This is a genomic window from Agrococcus lahaulensis DSM 17612 (genome assembly GCF_000425105.1).
Lineage (GTDB): Bacteria > Actinomycetota > Actinomycetes > Actinomycetales > Microbacteriaceae > Agrococcus > Agrococcus lahaulensis.
In genome coordinates this window covers 125,822-147,000 of the sequence record NZ_KE384304.1, presented here as the reverse complement: position 1 = coordinate 147,000, position 21,179 = coordinate 125,822, and the positions used below count along the sequence as shown (strand labels likewise).

18 protein-coding genes are annotated in these 21,179 nt (G+C 72.7%); 6 read left to right on the top strand and 12 right to left on the bottom strand.

What is annotated here, in order from left to right; all coding sequences use genetic code 11:
* Positions 1-88: 88 nt before the first annotated feature.
* The 6 genes from H508_RS0112325 to H508_RS0112300 form a co-directional block, all read right to left on the bottom strand.
* Positions 89-1,897 (bottom strand): ABC transporter ATP-binding protein, encoded by a 1,809-nt coding sequence (locus H508_RS0112325; protein WP_026374274.1) that lies wholly within the window; start codon positions 1,895-1,897, stop codon positions 89-91.
* The gene (locus tag H508_RS16275) at positions 1,894-3,765 is read right to left on the bottom strand and encodes an ABC transporter ATP-binding protein (protein WP_035255001.1); all 1,872 of its coding nucleotides are present in this window, start codon (positions 3,763-3,765) and stop codon (positions 1,894-1,896) included. The genes H508_RS0112325 and H508_RS16275 overlap by 4 nt, the downstream gene beginning before the upstream one ends.
* Positions 3,766-4,048: 283 nt before the next feature.
* The gene (locus tag H508_RS16270; protein ID WP_051223406.1) at positions 4,049-4,642 is read right to left on the bottom strand and encodes a P-loop NTPase family protein; all 594 of its coding nucleotides are present in this window, start codon (positions 4,640-4,642) and stop codon (positions 4,049-4,051) included.
* Positions 4,643-4,672: 30 nt separating this feature from the next.
* Positions 4,673-6,400: a bifunctional phosphoribosylaminoimidazolecarboxamide formyltransferase/IMP cyclohydrolase gene (purH, locus tag H508_RS0112310; RefSeq protein ID WP_035254998.1), complete on the bottom strand. Its 1,728-nt coding sequence runs from the start codon at positions 6,398-6,400 to the stop codon at positions 4,673-4,675.
* A complete protein-coding gene (gene purN / locus H508_RS16265) occupies positions 6,397-7,026 on the bottom strand; it encodes a phosphoribosylglycinamide formyltransferase (RefSeq protein ID WP_051223404.1) in 630 nt (209 codons plus the stop codon). The genes purH and purN overlap by 4 nt, the downstream gene beginning before the upstream one ends.
* A gap of 10 nt (positions 7,027-7,036) precedes the next feature.
* Positions 7,037-8,557: a cell division protein PerM gene (locus H508_RS0112300; protein WP_026374272.1), complete on the bottom strand. Its 1,521-nt coding sequence runs from the start codon at positions 8,555-8,557 to the stop codon at positions 7,037-7,039.
* Positions 8,558-8,703: 146 nt separating this feature from the next.
* Between H508_RS0112300 and H508_RS0112295 the strand changes: the two genes are divergently transcribed.
* Positions 8,704-10,923: an NADP-dependent isocitrate dehydrogenase gene (locus tag H508_RS0112295; protein ID WP_026374271.1), complete on the top strand. Its 2,220-nt coding sequence runs from the start codon at positions 8,704-8,706 to the stop codon at positions 10,921-10,923.
* A 97-nt stretch (positions 10,924-11,020) separates the two neighbouring features.
* On the opposite strand, the gene H508_RS0112290 is transcribed toward H508_RS0112295, so the two are convergent.
* From H508_RS0112290 to sucC, 4 genes are all read right to left on the bottom strand, one after another.
* On the bottom strand, positions 11,021-11,833 hold the full coding sequence (locus tag H508_RS0112290) for an MBL fold metallo-hydrolase (RefSeq protein ID WP_026374270.1): 813 nt from the start codon (positions 11,831-11,833) through the stop codon (positions 11,021-11,023).
* 42 nt (positions 11,834-11,875) lie between these two features.
* On the bottom strand, positions 11,876-12,064 hold the full coding sequence (locus H508_RS16260) for a hypothetical protein (protein ID WP_035254985.1): 189 nt from the start codon (positions 12,062-12,064) through the stop codon (positions 11,876-11,878).
* Between the two features lie 106 nt (positions 12,065-12,170).
* Positions 12,171-13,070, bottom strand: coding sequence for a succinate--CoA ligase subunit alpha (gene sucD / locus H508_RS0112280; protein ID WP_026374269.1), 900 nt, complete (start codon positions 13,068-13,070; stop codon positions 12,171-12,173).
* A 14-nt stretch (positions 13,071-13,084) separates the two neighbouring features.
* On the bottom strand, positions 13,085-14,251 hold the full coding sequence (gene sucC / locus H508_RS0112275; RefSeq protein ID WP_026374268.1) for an ADP-forming succinate--CoA ligase subunit beta: 1,167 nt from the start codon (positions 14,249-14,251) through the stop codon (positions 13,085-13,087).
* Between the two features lie 187 nt (positions 14,252-14,438).
* Between sucC and H508_RS0112270 the strand changes: the two genes are divergently transcribed.
* A complete protein-coding gene (locus H508_RS0112270; protein ID WP_051223402.1) occupies positions 14,439-15,161 on the top strand; it encodes a VIT1/CCC1 transporter family protein in 723 nt (240 codons plus the stop codon).
* Positions 15,162-15,169: 8 nt separating this feature from the next.
* Here H508_RS0112270 and H508_RS0112265 read toward each other — a convergent pair whose 3' ends face one another.
* Both H508_RS0112265 and H508_RS0112260 read right to left on the bottom strand, forming a co-directional pair.
* A complete protein-coding gene (locus tag H508_RS0112265; RefSeq protein ID WP_026374266.1) occupies positions 15,170-15,844 on the bottom strand; it encodes a response regulator in 675 nt (224 codons plus the stop codon).
* Entirely contained in the window at positions 15,841-17,436 is a 1,596-nt protein-coding gene (locus H508_RS0112260; protein WP_211220869.1) for an ATP-binding protein, read from the bottom strand. The genes H508_RS0112265 and H508_RS0112260 overlap by 4 nt, the downstream gene beginning before the upstream one ends.
* A 156-nt stretch (positions 17,437-17,592) precedes the next feature.
* Between H508_RS0112260 and H508_RS0112255 the strand changes: the two genes are divergently transcribed.
* From H508_RS0112255 to H508_RS17485, 4 genes are all read left to right on the top strand, one after another.
* On the top strand, positions 17,593-18,639 hold the full coding sequence (locus tag H508_RS0112255; protein WP_035254983.1) for a Bug family tripartite tricarboxylate transporter substrate binding protein: 1,047 nt from the start codon (positions 17,593-17,595) through the stop codon (positions 18,637-18,639).
* The gene (locus H508_RS16255; RefSeq protein ID WP_035254982.1) at positions 18,636-19,184 is read left to right on the top strand and encodes a tripartite tricarboxylate transporter TctB family protein; all 549 of its coding nucleotides are present in this window, start codon (positions 18,636-18,638) and stop codon (positions 19,182-19,184) included. The genes H508_RS0112255 and H508_RS16255 overlap by 4 nt, the downstream gene beginning before the upstream one ends.
* Positions 19,184-20,845, top strand: a complete 1,662-nt coding sequence (locus tag H508_RS16250; RefSeq protein WP_084155320.1) for a tripartite tricarboxylate transporter permease — start codon at positions 19,184-19,186, stop codon at positions 20,843-20,845. The genes H508_RS16255 and H508_RS16250 overlap by 1 nt, the downstream gene beginning before the upstream one ends.
* Before the next feature lie 74 nt (positions 20,846-20,919).
* Positions 20,920-21,096: a hypothetical protein gene (locus tag H508_RS17485; RefSeq protein WP_156906078.1), complete on the top strand. Its 177-nt coding sequence runs from the start codon at positions 20,920-20,922 to the stop codon at positions 21,094-21,096.
* Positions 21,097-21,179 lie beyond the last annotated feature (83 nt).

The window sequence follows — 21,179 nt, the reverse complement described above, 5'->3', positions numbered from 1 at the left end:
CCCGCTCGTCGAGTAGCGGCCGCAGGCCGCGTATCGAGACGTCTCGATACGGCGCCTACGGCGCCTGCTCGACGAACGAGGGTCAGCGCTAGACGAGCGACTCCCGCCACGCCCGGTGCAGCGACGCGAACTTCCCGCCCTGCTCGATGAGCTCGGCGGGCGAGCCGTCCTCGATGATCCGGCCGTGCTCCATCACGAGCACCCGGTCGGCGATCGCGACGGTCGAGAGCCGGTGGGCGATGATGATCGCCGTCCGGTCGGCGAGCAGGGTCGTGAGGCCCTCCTGCACGAGCCGCTCCGACGGGATGTCGAGCGACGCGGTCGCCTCGTCGAGGATGAGCACGCGCGGATCGGCGAGGAACGCGCGCGCGAACGACAGCAGCTGCCGCTGCCCCGCGCTCACGCGGCCGCCGCGCTTGTTGACGTCGGTCGCGTAGCCGTCGGGCAGCGCCTCGATGAATCCGTGCGCACCGACCGCGCGCGCGGCCGCCTCGATCTCCTCGTCGCTCGCGCCCGGCTTGCCGAGCGCGATGTTGTCGGCGACGGTGCCCGAGAAGAGGTAGGCCTCCTGCGTCACCATCACGACCGCGCGCCGCAGGTCGTCGTTCGCGAGCTCGCGGAGGTCGACGCCGTCGAGCTTCACCGCGCCGTCGGTCGGGTCGTAGAAGCGCGAGACGAGCTTCGCGAGCGTCGACTTGCCCGCCCCGGTCGTGCCGACGAGCGCGATCGTCTGGCCGGAGGGGATGTGCAGGTCGAAGTCGGGCAGCACGACCTTGCCGTTGCCGTACGCGAAGCGCACGCCGTCGAAGTCGATCTGCCCGCGCGAGGCCGGGAGCGCCTTCGGCTGCACCGGCTCCTTCACCGTCGGCTCCTCCTCAAGCACGCCCGAGATCTTCTCGAGCGCCGCCGAGGCCGACTGGTAGCCGTTGAAGAACATGCCGATGCCCTGGATGGGCTGGAAGAAGTTGCGCGCGTAGAGGGCGACGCCGAGCAGCGCGCCGATCTGCATCGTGCCCTCCACGACGCGGAGACCGCCGACGATCACGAGCGCCGCGATCGTGATCGCGCCGATCATCATGATCCCCGGCTCGTAGATGCCGAAGATGTTGATCGTGCGGTAGTTCGCGTCGCGGTAGTCGTCGACGCGCTCGTCGAACTCGCGCTGGTTCGCGACCTCCTTGCGGAACGCCTTCACGGCGCGGATGCCGGTCATCGTCTCGACGAAGTGCACGATCATGCGCGCACTGGTCGTGCGGGTCTCGCGGAAGAGCACCGTCGAGCGCAGCTGGAACCAGCGGGTGAGGATGATCGCGGGGATGAGGGCGATGCCGATGATCGCACCCGAGAGCGGGTCGAGCAGCGTCATCGCGCCCGCGGTGAATCCCATGATCAGGACGCCGCGCACGAGCTCGTTGAGGCCCTGGTCGAGCAGATCGCGGATCGACTCGAGGTCACTCGTCTGGCGAGCGATGATGCGGCCCGAGGTGTAGGACTCGTGGAACTCGAGGCTCAGCCGCTGCGCGTGCGCGAACAGCCGCCGCCGCAGCTCGTACAGCACCGTCTGGCTGATCCGCGCGATGCCGACGGTGTAGAGGTACATGAGCACGCCGGCGGTGATCGCCGCCGCGATGTACGTGAGCGTCGCGACCCACAGCGGCATCCAGTCAGAGCGCTCCATGATCGCCGGCAGGCCCACGTCGATGCCGTAGGCGATCAGCAGCGGGCCCGCGATGTTCGCGGCGGCCGCGACGACGACGAACAGGAGCGTCACCACGACGCGGCCGACATGCGGCTTCAGCAGCGAGCCGAGCAGCCGCCGCGAGCGCGCGCGGATGGCCTTCGACTCGGCCTTCGTGTAGTCGGTGCGGTCCTCGCCCTGCACGCCCTGCACGGTCATCGGGACACCTCCTCGGACTCGGCGCCGAGCTCGTCGAGGTCGATGACCTCCATCGAGCCGGTGACGGCGGCGATCGACTGGCGGTCGCGCTCGGCCTCCTCGAGGCTCGAGATCACGTAGCGGTAGTGCTCGCTGCGTGCGAGCAGCTCGGAGTGGGTGCCGACGTCGACGATCCGGCCGTCGCGCATGAGCGCGACGCGGTCGGCGAGCTGCACCGTGCTCGGGCGGTGGGCGACGATGAGGGCGGTCGTGCGCTCGAGCACGTGCCGCAGCGCATCCTCGACCTGCGCCTCGGTCTCGACGTCGAGCGCCGAGAGCGGATCGTCGAGCACGAGCACCGCGGGATCGGCCGCGACGGCGCGAGCGAGCGCGAGGCGCTGCCGCTGGCCGCCGGAGAGGGAGAGGCCCTCCTCGCCGATCTCGGTGTCGAGCCCGTCCGGCAGGTTGCGCGCGAAGTCGGCCTGGGCGATCGCGAGCGCGCGGTCGAGGGCCTCCTCCGACGCATCCGGCGCGCCCATGAGCACGTTGTCGCGCACCGACGCCGAGAAGAGCGTCGCGTCCTCGAACGCCATCGCGATGTGGGTGCGCAGCTCCTCGAGCGTGAGGTCGCGCACGTCGACACCGTCGAGCAGCACGCGGCCGCCGGTGACGTCGTAGAGGCGGGTCGGCAGAGCCGTGAGGGTCGTCTTGCCGGAGCCCGTGACGCCGATCAGCGCCATCGTCTCGCCCGGCTCGATCACGAGGTTCGCGCCGTCGACGAGGTCGCGCTCGTGCGGCTGCGCATCCTGGTAGCGGAAGTGCACGTCCTCGAACACGAGCCGGCCCTTCGGCTCGCGGATCGTCTTCGGCTCCGCCGGGTCGACGATCGTGTTCTCGCTGTCGAGGATCTCGTGGAAGCGGCGGGATGCGTTCGAGGCGTCGATGAGGAACGCGAACAGGAAGCCGATCGACTCGATGGGCCAGTTGAGCACCATCGCGACGGCGAAGAACGCGAAGAGCGTGCCGACCGTGATCTGGCCGCTCGCCGCGAGCCAGACGCCGAGGAAGAGGCAGACCGCGTACGAGACGTACGGCACGATCGTGAGCCACATCCACAGGTTGCCGTCCATGCGGGCCTTGTCGATCTCGGTCTCGCGCAGCCGCTTCGCCTGGTCGGTGAAGCCCTCGAGCGCGTGGCGGCCGCGGCCGAACGCCTTGAGCACGCGGATGCCGTGGATCGACTGCTCGACGGTCGTGGCGAGGTCGCCCGCCTGGTCCTGCGCGGAGCGCGAGATCGAGAAGTAGCGGCGCTCGAAGCGCAGCGCGACGAGCACGATGGGCGCCGAGAGCACCACGAAGACGCCCGCGAGCAGCGGGCTCCAGTAGAAGAGCACGCCGATGCCCACCACGAGCGTGATCGAGTTGACCACGAGCAGCGGCGCACCGAACGCGGTGAAGCGGCGGATCATGCCGAGGTCCTGCACCGCGCGGCTGAGCAGCTGGCCCGACTGCCAGCGGTCGTGGAAGGCGACCGGCAGCGCCTGCAGCTTCGCGTAGAGCGTGCGGCGCATCGAGGCCTCGACCTTGGTCGAGGGCAGCGTGACGAGCAGCCGGCGCATGTAGACGAAGAACGCCTCGCCGAGGCCGAGCGCGAGGATGGCGAGCCCCACCGGCCAGACCGCGGCCGCGTCGGCGGCGGCGAGCGGGCCGTCGACGAGCGCGCGCATCGCGATCGGGGTCGCGAGGCTCAGGAGCGCCGACAGCAGCGCCGCACCCGTGCCCCACAGGAGGCGCGGCAGGACGGGCTTGAGGAACGGCAACAGGCGCGAGAGCGCGCGGAGGTGGCCGATGGGCCTGGTCTCGGTCTGATCCGGAGACGTCGAGGACATGAGGGGATCCTTCGCGGTCGCAGGCGTGGTGGGCCGGCGATGGTGGGGCGCGACGGGTGGGTCGCTGGGGTTGAGCGGCGTCGGCGTGCGACGCGAGGGCGAGCGGAGCTCGCGGCGGGGCGTGCCCTGCGCCCTAGGCTGCGAGGCCCGTGAGGCGGACGCGGAGGGCCGGGGCGGCAGCGATCGCGGTGGTCGTCGTCGTGCTCATGGCAGCCTCCTGGCGTCGGTCGCACCTGGGTGGCGCGGACAGCCTTCGATCCTAAGCAGATGCATAGCGGCGTGTCTACCGCCGATCGGCGTTTCCCAACGACTCGCGCTCGCGCCCGTCGCGGCCGAGCGCCTCGAGCAGTCGCTCCGCCTCGTCGGGCCTGCGAAGCAGCAGCACCGGGGGCGCTGCAGCGTCGGCGTGCAGCGCTCGCGCCTGCTGGCGCTTGCGCCGCCACGAGCGGAAGTGCCAGACGATCACCGAGTCGCGCGCGACGGCGAGCCGCAGCGTCTCGACGTTCCCGTTGCACACGCGCTCGCGCGTGCGGATGCGCCGGGCGGTGCGGCGGACGAGTCGCGCGAGCGAGACGCGCCGCTCGTAGTCGAGCGCGACGATCGCGTCGGCCCGGTCGAGCGCCTCCGCGGCGATCGACGACCGGAGCGCGTCGATGACCCACGCGTCGCGCTCGAGGATCGGGAGCACCCGCGCGCGCTGCTCGTCCCGCGGCACCTCGACCCAGCCGGGATCCCAGCACAGGTCGTCGAGGTGGACCGCGGGCAGCCCGAGCCGGGTCGCGAGCGCCGCCGTCATGGTGGACTTGCCCGACCCGGTCGCGCCGAAGCACACGACGCGGCGGGCGCGCCGGAGGTCGTCGATCGTGCCCGCGCTCATGCGGGCGAGGCTAGCGCGCGCCGCCCTGCGTCAGTGCGCGAAGTGCCGCTCGCCGGTGAAGTACATCGTGATGCCCGCGGCGGTCGCCGCCGCGATGACCTCCTCGTCGCGCACCGAGCCGCCCGGCTGCACGACCGCGCGCACGCCCGCGTCGAGCAGCACCTGGAGGCCGTCCGCGAACGGGAAGAACGCATCCGATGCCGCGACCGAGCCGGCGGCCCGCTCCCCTGCCCGCGAGACCGCGAGCGCGCACGAGTCGACGCGGTTGACCTGCCCCATGCCGACGCCGACGGAGGCGAGCCCCGCGGCGAGCAGGATCGCGTTCGACTTCACCGAGCGCACCGCGCGCCACGCGAACTCGAGATCGGCGAGCACGTCGTCGGGCACGTGCGTGCCGGCGACGCGGCGCCACGTGTGCGAGGAGAAGCCCTCGAAGGTGTCGGGCTGCTGCACGAGCACGCCGCCCGAGACCTGCCGCAGCTCCGAGCCCTCGCGCGCGTAGCCCTCCGGCAGGCGCAGCAGCCGGATGCTCTTCTTGGCCGTGAGCAGCTCGAGCGCCTCGGGCTCGAAGTCGGGCGCGACGACGACCTCGGTGAAGATGTCCTTGACCGTCTCGGCCATCGCGCGCGTCACGGTGCGGTTCGTGGCGATGACGCCGCCGAAGGCCGACACCGGGTCGCACGCGTGCGCGCGCTCGTGCGCCGAGGCGATCGCATCGGCCGCGCCAGGCGCCGCGATCGCGATGCCGCACGGGTTCGCGTGCTTGATGATCGCGACCGCCGGCTCGACGAAGTCGTACGCCGCCCGGAGCGCCGCGTCGGCGTCGACGTAGTTGTTGAACGACATCGGCTTGCCGTGCAGCAGCTCGGCCTGCGTGATGCCGCGACCGCCGGGCAGCGCGAACAGGCCCGCCTGCTGGTGGCTGTTCTCGCCGTAGCGCAGCCCCTGCACGAGGCTCGCGGCGCCGACCGCGCGCAGCAGCCCGCTCGCGCTCGAGGTGTCGGGGGCGGATGCGTCGACGGACTCGGGCGCGCTCGTCGCGGTCGCCGGGGCGGCCTGCGCCTCGGCGGCTGCGGGCGCCTCGGCAGCGGGCACCGGCGCAGCAGCCGCCGCGGCCGCGCTCGGCTCGTCGACCGGCTCCCCCGCGAACCAGCGCGCGACGGCGCGGTCGTAGGCGGCGGTGTGGGCGAACGCGTCGCGCGCGAGCGCACGGCGCTGCATGAGGTTGAGGCCCGTGCCCGCGGCCTTCGCGATGAGCGGGTAGACGCGCGGATCGGTGACGATCGCGACGTTCGCGTGGTTCTTCGCCGACGCGCGCACCATCGCGGGCCCGCCGATGTCGATCTGCTCGACGATGTCGGCGTCGGCCGCGCCCGAGCGCACGGTCTCGACGAACGGGTAGAGGTTGACGACGACGAGCTCGAACGGCGCGATGCCGAGCTCGGCGAGCTGCGCCTCGTGGTGCTCGAGCCGGAGGTCGGCGAGCAGGCCCGCGTGGATCGCGGGGTGCAGCGTCTTGACGCGACCGTCGAGCGCCTCCGCGAAGCCGGTGACGGCCGCGACCTCCGTGACGGGCAGGCCCGCGTCAGCGAGCATCCGCGCGGTCGAGCCGGTCGAGACGAGCTCGACGCCCGCCTCGGCGAGGGCGGCGCCGAGCTCGACGATGCCCGTCTTGTCGCTCACCGAGAGCAGCGCGCGCCGGAAGGGCACCGCGTCGCGCTCGCGGTAGAGGCTGGGGTCGTGCTGGGGTCCGCTCACTTGGCTTCCTCCGGTGCGGTCTCTGGCCGGTCGAGCTTGTACTCGAGGCCGTGGTCGGCGAGGTCGATCGAGCCGTCGGCGATGCCCGCGAGCACGCCTGCGAGCAGGTCGCGCTCGACGGCCTTGATGCGCTCGTGGAGCGTCGCCTCGGTGTCGTCGGGCAGCACGGGCACGCGCTGCTGGGCGAGGATCGGACCCGTGTCGACGCCGCTGTCGACGATGATGACGCTCGCGCCGGTCTCGGTGACGCCCGCCGCGAGCGCGTCGCGCACGCCGTGCGCGCCGGGGAACTCGGGCAGGAACGCCGGGTGCGTGTTGAGCAGCGCCGGCTCGAAGCGCGACACGGTCTCGGCCGAGAGCAGCCGCATGAAGCCCGAGAGCACGACGACGTCGGGCTCGAACGCCTCGACGCGGTCGCCGATCCGCTCGCTCCACGCCTCGCGCGGCGGCGCGAACGGCTCGACGAAGGTCGGGATGCCGGCGGCGCGCGCGATCTCGATGCCGCCGCACTCGCGGTCGGCGCCGACGGCGATCACCTCGACGGCGACGCGGCCGGAGCGGGCGCGATCGAGCAGGTCGGCGAAGTTGCTGCCGCTGCCCGAGACGAGGACGACGACGCGGAGCACGTCCTCCAGCCTACCGAGGGCGCTCGCCGTCGGCAGACGGGGTCGGATGCGGTGCGTCGCCCTCGCGCGCCGGCTCGGCGCCGCCGTCGGTCGCCCCGGCGCCGCCGGCGGGCTCCTCGACGGCATCGGCCGCGTGCGTCGCGGCCTGATCCTCGGTCGGGACGGGGACGACGGGCGAGGCGTCCTGCGGATCGGCGAGCGGCGCGACCGGCCGCGTCTCCTGCTCGTCGGCGTCCGCTTCGCCCGTGGACGCATCCGCCCCGCCCTTGCCGACGCGCAGGCCGAGCACGTCGCGGATCGTCGAGCCCTCGCCCTCGCGGGCGAGCGAGCCGACGCCGCGGCCGCCCACGACGAGGCCGAGCAGCAGGCCGACGCCGACCTCGAGCGCACCCCACGCGGCGACGAGCACCGCGTCGGGTCCCGTCTCGGCGAGCCGGCCGGGCCCGATCGAGCCGCTCGCGAGCATCGCGGCGAGGCCGAGCATCGCCCCGGCGAGCACGCCGCCGCCGACGCCGGCGATCGCGAGCTCCCACCAGTGCACGGGGCGCTCGGCGGTGCCGGCGAGGATCGACTGCCGCGCGAGGGCGCCGACCACGACCGCCGCGACGACCGGGAGCGCGACGACCGCGAGCATCCACGGCGCCGCCTCGGGGTCGATCGCCGTCAGCAGCGGCATCGCGGGGATCGGCCCGAGGTCGGTGCCGAGCGGCGAGACGTGCGAGCCGGTGCCGATCATGAAGCCGGGCCCGATCGCCCACGCCGCGGCCCACACGATCGCGACGGGCGCGAGCACGAGCTGCAGGAGGAAGAGCACGAAGGCGCCGAGGTGCGTCACCTGCAGCGACTCCATCACGAGCAGCCCCTCGGCGAAGCGCGCGAAGAGGCCGATGCCGAGCACGAGCCCGCCGATGCCGAGCACCGCGACCGCGCCGCCGGCACCGGTGCGGAGCGCGGCGCGGATCGGGCGCAGCCAGCGGTCCTCGATCGTGAGCGCGCGAGCCGCCGCGTGCAGCCAGTCGTGGCCGTGCACGCGCACGATCGCGGCGACCATGCCGACGAGGGCGACGAGCGCGGGCAGCGCGAAGGCCTGGGCGAGGTCGGGGGATGCGACGGGGTGCTGCGCGCTCACCGCCGCGAGCAGGCCGACGGCGCCGGTCGCGAGCGCGCCGCTGACCGTCGCGATGACCGCGTCGACGATCGGCAGCTCGGCGAGCCGGCGGCCGCTGCGCCAGTGCAGCCAGAGCGTGAGGAGGCCGATGCCCCAGGCGCCGAGCGTGATCGCGAACGGACGGCTCGCCGCCTCGATGCCGACCGCGAGGACCGCGTCGCGGCCGAGCTCGAGCGACAGGTCGACGCCGTGGCCGACGAGCCACGCGTCGGCGGCGATGCGCCACTGCACGAGCGGGTCGCCGGCGAAGCCCTGGTCGACGCCCCAGACGGCGAGCAGCACGAGCGCGCACAGCACGAGGCCCACCGCTGCGATGGCGGCGGACTCGACTGCCTGGCCGATCCCGGCCCACACGCGACGCACGGCTGGCACCCTACCGACGCATCCGCCCCGTCCCCTTCCGCCGCGCGGCGGACGGGCACGGTCGCGATAGGTTGGATGCGCACGGCGCGGCCCGCGCACGCTCTCGAGGCCGCCGTCAATCCGAGACCGCGAGGGGTTCGAGCCGCATGGCCAAGATCATCTACACGTACACCGACGAGGCGCCGATGCTCGCGACGCACTCGTTCCTGCCGATCGTCGAGGCCTTCGCCGCGGCCGCCGACGTCGAGGTCGAGCGCCGCGACATCTCGCTCGCCGGCCGCATCGTCGCCGCCTTCGCCGACCGCCTGCCCGCCGAGCAGCAGGAGGCCGACGCGCTCGCCGAGCTCGGCGAGCTCGCGAAGACCCCCGAGGCCAACATCATCAAGCTGCCGAACATCTCGGCGTCGGTGCCGCAGCTCAAGGCCGCGATCGCCGAGCTGCAGTCGAAGGGCATCGCGCTGCCCGACTACCCCGACGAGGTCGTCACCGACGACGACCGCGACGCGCGCGCCCGCTACGACTCGGTCAAGGGCTCGGCCGTCAACCCGGTGCTCCGCGAGGGCAACTCCGACCGGCGCGCGCCGCGCTCGGTGAAGGAGTACGCGCGCAAGCACCCGCACTCGATGGGCGCGTGGTCGGCCGACTCGAAGACGGCCGTCGCGACGATGGATGCGGGCGACTTCCGCTCGAACGAGCAGTCGGTCACGATGCCCGCGGCCGACACCCTGCAGATCCGCCTGGTCGGGAACGACGGTGAGACGACCGTGCTGAAGGACGGGCTCGCGGTGCTCGAGGGCGAGATCGTCGACGCGACGTTCATGTCGGCGAAGGCGCTCGACGCGTTCCTCGCCGCGCAGGTGCGCCGCGCTCGTGAGGAGCACATCCTCTTCTCCGCCCACCTCAAGGCGACGATGATGAAGGTCTCCGACCCGATCATCTTCGGCCACGTCGTGCGCGCGTTCCTCCCCGCCGTGTTCGAGCAGTACGGCGAGCAGCTCGCCGAGGCTGGCCTCTCGCCCGAGAACGGCCTCGCCTCGATCCTCTCCGGCCTCTCGGAGCTCGGCGAGGAGACGGCCGCCGCGGTGCGCGCGGCGATCGAGCAGGGCATCGCCGATGGCCCGCGCCTCGCGATGGTGAACTCCGACCGCGGGATCACGAACCTGCACGTGCCCTCCGACGTCATCGTCGACGCATCCATGCCCGCGATGATCCGCCAGTCGGGCCACATGTGGGGCCCGGACGGCGAGGAGGCCGACACGCTCGCGGTCATCCCCGACTCGTCGTACGCCGGCATCTACCAGGTCGTGATCGAGGACTGCCAGCGCAACGGCGCCTTCGACCCGACGACGATGGGCTCGGTGCCGAACGTCGGGCTCATGGCGCAGAAGGCCGAGGAGTACGGCTCGCACGACAAGACGTTCCGCATCGAGCGCGACGGCCGCGTCGAGGTCGTGAACGCGGCCGGCGAGGTGCTGCTCTCGCACGACGTCGAGGCCGGCGACATCTGGCGCGCGTGCCAGACGAAGGACGTGCCGGTGCGCGACTGGGTGAAGCTCGCGGTGACGCGCGCCCGCGCCTCGTCGACGCCCGCGATCTTCTGGCTCGACGCCGAGCGCGCGCACGACGCCGAGCTCATCAAGAAGGTCGAGGCCGAGCTGCCCAAGCACGACACCGAGGGGCTCGACATCCAGATCCTGAGCCCCGTCGAGGCGACGCGCGTCTCGATCGAGCGCATCCGCCGCGGCGAGGACACCATCTCGGTCACCGGCAACGTGCTGCGCGACTACAACACCGACCTCTTCCCCATCCTCGAGCTCGGCACGAGCGCGAAGATGCTCTCGGTCGTGCCGCTGCTCAACGGCGGCGGGCTGTTCGAGACGGGCGCGGGCGGCTCGGCGCCGAAGCACGTGCAGCAGCTCGTCGAGGAGAACCACCTGCGCTGGGACTCGCTCGGCGAGTTCATGGCGCTCGCGGAGTCGTTCCGCCACCTGTCGGAGTCGACCGGCAACGCTCGCGCGGGCGTGCTCGCCGAGACCCTCGACGCGGCGACCGGCACGTTCCTCAACGAGAACAAGTCGCCCTCGCGCAAGGTGGGCGAGATCGACAACCGCGGCAGCCACTTCTGGCTCGCGCGCTACTGGGCCGAGGAGCTCGCGGCCCAGACCGCGGACGCGCAGCTCGCGGAGGCGTTCGCGCCCGTCGCGCAGCAGCTCGTCGAGCAGACCGACGCGATCGAGCGCGAGCTGCTCGAGGTGCAGGGCTCGCCCGTCGACCTCGGCGGCTACTACCGGGTCGACACCGACCTCGCCGACGCCGCGATGCGGCCGAGCGCCACGCTCAACGGCATCCTCGCGCACCTGCGCTGACGCGAGACCGAGGGGGGCGGATGCGCCCGAGCGGGTCGGGCGCGCCGACCCCGCTCGGGCGCATCCGCCCCTCTCGCTCGTGCCCGGTCGGGCGCCCTCACGTCAGGTCGTCGTGCACCCCGGTGACCCACTCGATGTGGCGCCGCGCGCTGCGCGCGATCGCCTCCGGCCCGTCCTCGACGACCTGGCCGGGGATGTTGCCGTAGACGCGGCGGAAGCGCAGCGTCGCCGCCTGCTCCGCGAGCCGGCCCACGACGCCGGCTGAGAGCGGGATGTTGTTGGGGTAGGAGCGCATGAACGCGACGCTCCGCCGGTCGGGCTTCGGCTGCATCGTGTCGCCCGCGAGCAGCGAGCCCTCACCGCCGCTCCCCCGCTCCCAGACGATCACCGCGGCGCCGGGGAAGTGGCCGCCGAAGCGGATGAGCCGCACGCCCGGCAGCAGCTCGAGCTCGCCGTCCCACAGGTCGATGCGCTCGTGCCGGCGGGCGATCCAGGATGCGTCGCGCTCGTTCACGAGCACGCGCGCGTCGAGCGCGTCCGCCCACGCGCACTGCACCCCGAACATGTGCGGGTGCGACGCGGCGACGTAGGCGAGGCCGCCGAGCTCGCGCACCTGCTCGACGGCGTCGTCGGTGATGGTGCCGAGCGGATCCCACAGCACGTTCCCCGAGTCGGTCTGGACGAGGATCGAGCGCTGGCCGATGCCGACGGCCGGGTCGGAGGTGAGCGCCCACGCCCCGGGCTCGAGCTCGACGACGTCGATGTGCATGCCGTCGGCGTGCTGCTCCTCGACGCTCGTCCAGATCTGCCCGTGCAGCGGCACCCACTGCCGCTCGTCGGCGCAGATGCGGCACGTCTCGGGCAGCGGCTCGGCGGTCTCGACGCCGCACGTCGCGCAGAGGATCGTCATGATGACACTCTGCACCGCCCGCGCGCCGGGCGCGAGGCGTCGTCAGTCGACGTCGGGCTTCGCCGCCTGGTCGTCGGCCGCCTCGTCCTCCTCCGGCTCGAACGTCGACTCCTCGTCGGTCGTCGTCGCGCCGAGCCCGTCGGGGTTCGCGGGGATCGTGCCGTCGTCGCCGAGCCCGCCGGGCTTCTTCGTGCCCTCGCCGTCGTGCTCGCTGCTCGCGTCGTGATGCATGGCTGCCTCCTCGGGTCGTGCAGCCACCCTAGACCGCGCGCCCGAGCGGCGGCCGGGAACGAGGAAGGACCCCGGCCGCAGCCGGGGTCCTTCGTCGAGCGGTCGCTCAGAGCGACTCGATGACCTCGCGCATGAGGCGAGCGGTCTCCGACGGCGTCTTGCCGACCTTGACGCCGGCCGCCTCGAGCGCGACCTGCTTGGCCTCGGCGGTGCCGGACGAGCCCGAGACGATCGCGCCGGCGTGGCCCATCGTCTTGCCCTCGGGGGCCGTGAAGCCGGCGACGTAGCCGACGACGGGCTTCGTCACGTTGGCCTTGATGAAGTCGGCCGCGCGCTCCTCGGCGTCGCCGCCGATCTCGCCGATCATGACGATCGCCTTCGTCTCGGGGTCGGCCTCGAAGGCCTCGAGCGCGTCGATGTGCGTCGTGCCGATGATCGGGTCGCCGCCGATGCCGATGGCGGTCGAGAAGCCGATGTCGCGCAGCTCGAACATCATCTGGTAGGTCAGGGTGCCCGACTTCGAGACGAGGCCGATCGGGCCCTTGCCCGTGATGTTCGCGGGCGTGATGCCGACGAGCGACTCGTCGGGCGTGATGATGCCCGGGCAGTTCGGGCCGATGATGCGCGTCGTGCCCTTCGCCTTCGCGTGAGCCCAGAACTCGGCCGAGTCCTGCACCGGGATGCCCTCGGTGATGACCACGAGCAGGCCGATGCCCGCGTCGACGGCCTCGATGACGGCGTCCTTCGCGAAGGCCGGCGGCACGAAGACGATCGACGTGTCGGCGCCCGTCTCGGCCATCGCCTCGGCGACGGAGCCGAAGACCGGCAGCTCGACGGTCGAGCCGTCCTTCGCGGTGTGCGAGACGGTCGTGCCGGCCTTGCGCGCGTTGACGCCGCCGACGACCTGGGTGCCGGCCGCGAGCATGCGGGCGGTGTGCTTCGAGCCCTCGCCGCCGGTGATGCCCTGGACGATGACCTTGCTGTCCTTGTTGAGGTAGATCGACATCTCTTCCGGTTCTCCTATGCCGCAGCCAGCTCGGCGGCCTTGTCGGCGGCCTCGTCCATCGTCGCGACCACCGTCACGAGCGGGTGGTTCGCGTCGGCGAGGATCCGCCGACCCTCCTCGACGTTGTTGCCGTCGAGCCGCACGACGAGCGGCTTCGAGGCCTCGTCGCCCAGGATCTCGAGCGCCTTGACGATGCCGTTCGCGACCTCGTCGCAGGCGGTGATCCCGCCGAAGACGTTGACGAACACGCTCTTGACGTCCTCGTCGTTCAGGATGACGTCGAGGCCGGCGGCCATGACCTGCGCGGATGCGCCGCCGCCGATGTCGAGGAAGTTGGCGGGCTTGACGCCGCCGTGGCGCTCGCCCGCGTAGGCGACGACGTCGAGCGTCGACATGACGAGCCCGGCGCCGTTCCCGATGATGCCGACCTGGCCGTCGAGCTTGACGTAGTTGAGGTCGGCCTCCTTGGCCTTCGCCTCGAGCGGGTTCGTCTCCGCCTTGTCCTCGAGCTCCGCGTGCGCCTCGTGACGGAACGCGGCGTTCTCGTCGAGCGTGATCTTGCCGTCGAGCGCGATGACGTCGCCGGCCTCGGTGAGCACGAGCGGGTTGACCTCGACGAGCGTCGCGTCCTCGCCGGTGAAGACGCCGTAGAGCTTCACGATGACGGGTGCGACCTTCGCGACGAGCTCCTCGGGGAAGCTCGCGGCGCGGACGATCTCCTCGGCCTTCGCCTGGTCGATGCCGGTCGCCGGGTCGATCTCGACCTTGGCGAGCGCCTCGGGGCGCTCCTCGGCAAGCTGCTCGATCTCCATGCCACCCTCGTACGAGCACATGGCGAGGTACGAGCGGTTCGCGCGGTCGAGCAGCACGGAGAAGTAGTACTCCTCCTTGATGGCCGCGCCCTCGGCGACCATCACGCGGTGCACGGTGTGGCCCTTGATGTCGAGGCCGAGGATCGCCTCTGCGGCGGCCTTCGCCTCCTCGGGGCTCTTCGCGAGCTTCACGCCGCCGGCCTTGCCGCGACCGCCCGTCTTGACCTGCGCCTTCACGACCACGACACCGCCGCCGAGCTCCGCGGCAGCCGCCTGCGCCTCCTCGGGAGTGTCGGCCGTGATGCCGCGCAGCACGGGGACCCCGTGCTGCTCGAACAGGTCCCTTGCCTGGTACTCGTACAGATCCACGCGTCATCCAATCGGTGTGCTGATGGGGAATCGCCGTCCCCCAGCCTAGTGCCGCGCGGCATGCGGCCCCGTCGCTTTCGGCCCGCCGAAGCCCGCGCCTTCGGCTTCCGGGCGGGTTCCGCCGGAGTGCCGCCTTGCTTGCGGCGCCCTCGCGGGCACCGGACGATGGATGCCCGGGAGGACATCCATGGATCCTGCGCTCCAGCGCCGTCCCGACCTGCCGCCGCCGGTCGGATCGAGCGCGTCGAAGCTCAACTGGCTGCGCGCCGGCGTGCTCGGCGCGAACGACGGCATCGTGTCGACCGCTGCGCTCATGGTCGGCGTCGCGGGCGCCGGCACGTCACCGGCCGGCGTGCTCACGGCCGGCGTCGCGGCGCTCGTCGCGGGCGCGTTCTCGATGGGCGTCGGCGAGTACGTCTCCGTCTCGTCGCAGCGCGACAGCGAGCGCGGCGCGATCCGGCGGGAGGAGCAGTTCCTCGCCGACAACCCCGACGGGCAGATCGACCAGCTCGCCCACATGTTCGAGGAGCGCGGTCTCTCGCCGGCGACCGCGCACACCGCCGCCGTGGAGCTCCACGACAAGGATCCGCTCCGGGCGCACCTCAGCATCGAGTACAACCTCGACCCCGACGACCTCAACAACCCCTGGTCGGCGGCGCTGGCCTCGGCCGTCGCCTTCACGATCGGCTCGCTCATCCCGCTGCTCGCCGCGGTGCTCTCCCCCGGCGCGTGGATGCCGTGGCCGATCGCGATCGCGACCGTCGTCGCGCTGCTCATCACGGGCTTCGTCTCGGCGCGGATCGGCGCCTCGGGCAAGCGCGTCGCGATGTTCCGCGTGCTGATCGGGGGCATCCTCGCGCTCGCGGCGACCTGGGCGATCGGCGCGCTGGTGGGCACGCCCGTGCACTAGCGGCGGCGTCAGCGCCGCGGGCTGTAGCGCAGCTCGGGCCTCCCCGTGCCGCCGTACCGCGGCGCGACCTCCGCCCGGCCGTCGAGCACGAGCCGCTCGAGGTAGCGGCGCGCGCTCACGCGCGACATGCCGAGCCGCTCCGCGAGCTCGGCGGCGCTCACCGTCTCGACCGCGCCCTCGAGCGCGGCCGCGACCCGCTCGAGCGTGAGCTGCGAACCGGGCGGCGCCGGGCGCTGCCGGTCGGCCGGCTGCAGCATCGCGTCGACGGCCCGCTGGTCGAGCGCCGCGGGCCCGAGCGCCTCGGCCCGCTCGATCTCCGCCCGGATCGCCTCGAGCCGCTCGCGCATGGCCTCGAGGCCGAACGGCTTCACGAGGTAGTGCCGCACGCCGAACGCGCGCGCGGCGCGCACGGTCTCGAGATCCCGTGCCGCCGTGACCGCCACGACCTCGCCGGCGAAGCCGCGCGCCCGGGCGACGCGCAGCACCTCGATCCCGGATGCGTCGGGCAGGTGCACGTCGAGGAGCACGAGGTCGGGGCGGATGGCCTCGATCGCCTCGAGGGCGTCCCGGCCGGTGCCCGCCTGCCCCGCGACCAGGAACGCGCCGTGGCGCTCGATGAACCCTCGCGTGACCATCGCGACCGCCCGATCGTCCTCGACGATGAGTGCCCGCAGCGTCCTCACGCCGGCACCTCGCGGCGAGCGACCGGCAGCGTGGCGGTGAAGCGCGCGCCGCCGAGCGGCGATGCCTCGACGGCCGCGCTGCCGCCGAGCCGGTCGACCACGCGGCGGACGAGGGTGAGCCCGTAGCCGCGCGCGAGCCCAGCCGCCCGCGGCTTCGTCGACTCCTCGAGGTCGAAGATCGCCGTGCGTCGGCCCTCCGGCACGCCGGGCCCGTCGTCATCGACGACGATCGTCACGACACGGCCGGCGTCGGTGTCGGCGTCGTCGATCGTCACCTCGACGCGACCGCCGGAAGCCGCCTCGATCGCGTTGTCGAGCAGGTTGCCGAGCACCGTGACCCAGTCGCTCGCGTCGCCGGCGGGCGCTGCGGGACGCAGCCTGGACCCCTCGCAGACGATGAGCTCGACGCCGTGCTCGCGCGCCTGCGCGCGCTTCGCGAGCAGGAGGGCCGCGACCTCGAGCTCGAGGATGCCGCTCGCCGGCTCGAGCGCGGCCAGCGCGCCGCCCGCGCCCGCGCGCTCGATCACCTGCATCGCCGCTTCGGTCTCGCCGAGCTCGAGCAGGCCGCCGAGCGTGTGCAGCGTGTTGGCGAACTCGTGCTGCTGCGCGCGCAGCGTCTCGGTCATGCCCTGCGCACCGGCGAGCTCGCGCAGCGCCGCGTCGAGCTCGGTCCGGTCGCGCAGGATGAGCACGGTGCCGACCGTGCGGCCGTCGACGACCACCGGGTCGGCGCGCGCCACGAGCATCCGCTCGCCCGCGAGCACGAGCTGCTGCTCGCCCGCGTCGGCGAGCAGCAGCTCGAGCTGGCCGTCGAGCACCTCCGCGATCGCGACGCCCGAGAGGTCATCGCCCTCGCGGCCGAGCAGCCGCAGCGCCGAGTCGTTGCAGAGCGTGACGGTCGCCGAGTCGTCGAGCACGACGAGTCCCTCGCCGATCCCGTGGAGCGTCGCGTTGCGGGTCTCGAGCATCGACTTGATCTCATCGGGCTCGACGCCGTAGATGCGCTTCCGCACCTGCGCCGCGGCCCAGCCCGCGAGCAGCACGCCGACGATCGCCGCGACCGCGAGGCACAGCCCGAGGATCCAGATGGTGCTGAGCCACTCGGCGTGCAGCTCCGACTCGAGGATGCCCACGGAGACCTGGCCGATGATCGCGCCGTCTGACCCGAAGACGGGCACCTTCGCCCGCCAGGAGGTGCCGAGCGTGCCCGTCTCCGTCGTCGTGACGAGCTCGCCGCTCCGGGCCGCGTCGGGCGGCGTCGAGACGACCTCGCCGATGCGATCGGGGTTCGGGTGGGAGTAGCGGATGCCCTCGACGTTCGAGACGACGACGTAGGTGACGTCGGATGCCTCCCGCACCGTCTCGGCGATCGGCTGGATGACGGCTGCCGGATCCGCGTCGTCGAACGCCTCGGTCACCGACGGCAGCTGCGCGACGGAGTACGCGACCCCGATCATGCGATCGAGGTAGGCCTCGCGGAGCGAGCGCTCCTGCAGCCACGCCGCGGCGACGCCGGAGCCGAGGATGACGACGAGCATGATGGCGCTCTGCAGCAGCACGAGCTGCGTGCGCAGCTTCATCGCTCTCCTCACGGCCCCATGGTAGGCGCGTCGGCGCGCGGCCGATCGTGACCGAAACGACCGAAACGCACACATCGACCACAACGCGCCCCAGCGCATCCGGCCCGGTTAGCGTCCTGGCAGATCGTGACCCGGCATGGCGCCGGGCGCTCAAGGAGGAGACGGTCCATGCACCCCAGCACCGCGCGCAGCACGCGCTTCTCGACCATCGTCCGAGTCGGCATCGCGGGGACTGCGATGCTCGCCCTCGCGGCCTGCTCGTCGGGCGGCGGCGCCCCCGCGGGCAGCGAGCCCGCGGGTGACGGCGAGGCCGCGGCGATCACCGCCGTGAACGTCATCGCCCCCGCTGACCCCGGCGGCGGCTGGGACCAGACCGCTCGCGCCCTCTCGCAGGTGCTCACCGACAGCGGCCTCGTCGGCTCCGCGCCGGTCGAGAACATCGGCGGCGCCGGCGGCACGGTCGGCCTCGCGAGCCTCGCGACCGAGACCGACCCGAACACGCTCATGATCACGGGCTCCGTCATGGTCGGCGCCGTCGAGACGAACGCCTCGAGCACGCGCATCGAGGACACGACGCCGATCGCCAAGCTCACGGAGGAGCCGCTCGTCATCGTCGTGCCGGCCGACTCGCCCTACGAGTCGCTGCAGGACCTCGTCGACGCCGTGGTCGAGGAGGGCCAGGGCATCGCCGTCACGGGCGGCTCGGCCGGCGGCATCGACCACATCCTCGCGGGGCTCCTCCTCACCGAGGGCGGCGTCGACGCGGCGGACGTGCCCTCGACGCTCAACTACATCGCCAACTCCGGCGGCGGCGAGGCGCTCACGATGCTGCTCGGAGGCACCGTGCAGGCCGGCATCTCGGGCGTCGGCGAGTTCTCGGAGTCGGTGCTCTCGGGCGACCTGCGCGCGCTGGCCGTCTCGAGCGCCGAGCCCGCCGAGGCGCTGCCCGACGTGCCGACCATCCAGGACGAGGGCATCGACGTGACGGTGACGAACTGGCGCGGCGTCATCGCGCCCGGCGACATCAGCGACGAGCAGCGCACCGCGCTCGTCGACCTCGTGACGCAGCTGCACGAGCAGGACGCGTGGACCGAGATCCTCTCGACCAACGGGTGGACGGATGCGTTCATCGCGGGTGACGAGTTCGACGAGTTCCTCGCCGCCGACATCACGCAGACGCAGGAGACGCTCCGCACGATCGGGCTCATCGAATGAGCACCGCGACGTCCGCCGGCGCAGCCTCCTCGGGCGCGTCGGCGGCGTCGCGCTCGGCCCGGATCGAGGCGATGGCGTTCGTCGGCCTCATCGCGCTCCTCTCGATCGCCGTGCTGATCGCGACCACGACCATCCGCGAGCCTCCCGGCTCGACCAACACCCTCGGCGCTCGCGTCGTCCCCTACGCGGTGGGCGGGCTCATGCTCGTCAGCGCGCTCGCCGTGCTCGTCGGCCAGCTGCGGGGCCGCTTCGGCCACGCGGAGGAGGGCGAGGACATCGACCTCGAGCACGGCACCTCGTGGGGCTCGACGGGCATCGTCGTGCTGAGCTTCCTCTCGCTCATGCTCACGATCCCCCACCTCGGGTGGCCGCTCGGCGTCACCATCCTCTTCACCGGCGCGTCGCTCGCACTCGGCGCGAAGCGCTGGTGGGTCGCCGTGCTCATCGGGCTCGCGCTCGGCGTCGTCACGCAGGTCGTGTTCGGCACCCTGCTCGGCCTCTCGCTGCCGGCGACCGGCACCCTGACCTCCTGGATCGGCCTCTGATGGACACCTGGACCCTGCTGCTCGAGGGCTTCGCGACCGCGCTGCAGCCGATCTACCTGCTGTGGGCGCTCCTGGGCGTGCTGCTCGGCACGGCCGTCGGCGTGCTGCCGGGCATCGGCCCGGCGATGACCGTCGCGCTGCTGCTGCCCATCACCTACTCGCTCGAGCCGACCGCGGCGTTCATCGTCTTCGCGGGCATCTACTACGGCGGCATGTACGGCGGGTCGACGACCTCCATCCTGCTCAACACGCCGGGCGAGTCGGCTTCGATCGTCACGGCGCTCGAGGGCAACCGCATGGCGCGCGCCGGCCGCGGCGCGGCCGCGCTCGCGACCGCGGCAATCGGCTCGTTCATCGCCGGCACGATCGCGACGGTGCTGCTGACGCTGCTCGCGCCCGTAGTCGCGCGCTTCGCCGTGAGCCTCGGCCCAGCCGACTACTTCGCGCTCATGGTGATCGCCTTCCTCACGGTCGGCGCGCTGCTCGGCGACAGCGCATGGCGCGGCATGGTCTCGCTCTCGATCGGGCTCTTCATCGGCCTCATCGGCGTCGACACGCTCACCGGTCAGGCGCGGTTCACGCTCGGCATCCCGCAGCTCGGCGACGGCATCGACGTCGTGCTCGTGGCGGTCGGCCTCTTCGCGCTCGGCGAGGCGCTCTACGTCGGCTCGCGGCTGCGGAACGGCGAGATCCCCATCATCCCGATCACGCGCGGCTGGCGCACCTGGATGCGCCGCTCCGACTGGGCGCGCTCGTGGAAGCCGTGGCTCCGCGGCGCGGGCATCGGCTTCCCGATCGGCTCGATCCCGGCCGGCGGCGCCGACGTCGCGACCTTCCTCTCCTACGCGACCGAGCGGAGCCTCGCCAAGCCGGAGTACCGCAAGCAGTTCGGCAAGGGCGCGATCGAGGGTGTCGCGGGGCCGGAGTCGGCGAACAACGCCGCCGCCGCCGGCGTGCTCGTGCCGCTGCTCACGCTCGGCATCCCGACGACCGCGACCGCCGCGATCATCCTGAGCGCGTTCCAGAGCTACGGCATCCAGCCGGGCCCGCGGCTGTTCGACACCCAGCCGGCGCTCGTGTGGGCGCTCATCGCGAGCCTTTACATCGGCAACACGCTCCTGCTCGTGCTCAACCTGCCGCTCGTCGGCATGTGGGTGAAGCTGCTGCAGATCCCGCGGCCCTACCTCTACGCCGGCATCCTCGTCTTCGCGGGCCTCGGCGCCTACGCGGCGAACTTCACCGTGTTCGACATCGGCGTGCTGCTCGTGCTCGGCGTGCTCGGGTTCTTCATGCGACGCCTGGGCTTCCCGATCGCGCCGCTCGTGGTCGGCGCGATCCTCGGGCCGATGGCCGAGGAGCAGCTGCGGAAGGCGATGCAGATCGGGCAGGGCGACCCCGCCTACCTCGTGCAGAGCCCGTTCGCGATCGTCGCCTACATCGCGATGGCGCTCATCATCGTGCTCGCGCTGTGGCTCAAGCGCCGCCGCGCGCGCTTCGAGGCGGCGCTCCCCGCCGCCGACACGACGGCCATCGCGGCCATCGACGAGGAGATCGAGTCGCACGAGCCGCACCCGCAGCCCGACCGCGGCCGCCTCTCGACGACCGCGCTGCCGAAGGTCGACCGGGACCCGGATCGGCGCGCGGACGACGCCCGCGACTGACGCGCGGCCCACACGACGGATGCCGTCCCGGACACGCCGGGACGGCATCCGTCATGTCGTGGGAGGCTGGGAGCATGCAGGAGCAGAGCCGCGAGCAGGAGCGGGTGCCGCCGGAGCTCGACCCCTACTTCGAGCGCTTCGACGACGACCGGCCGCCGCGCACGATGGCGCGCCGGTTCCGACCGATCATCGTCGGCGGCGCGGCGCTCACGCTCGTCGCGATGGTGCTGCTCGTCACGCAGTCGCTCTAGCCCCGCCCCGGTTCTCGATACGCCGGCTGCGCCGGCCCCACCCCCGCTCATCGAGTAGGGCCGCAGGCCCGTATCGAGATGGA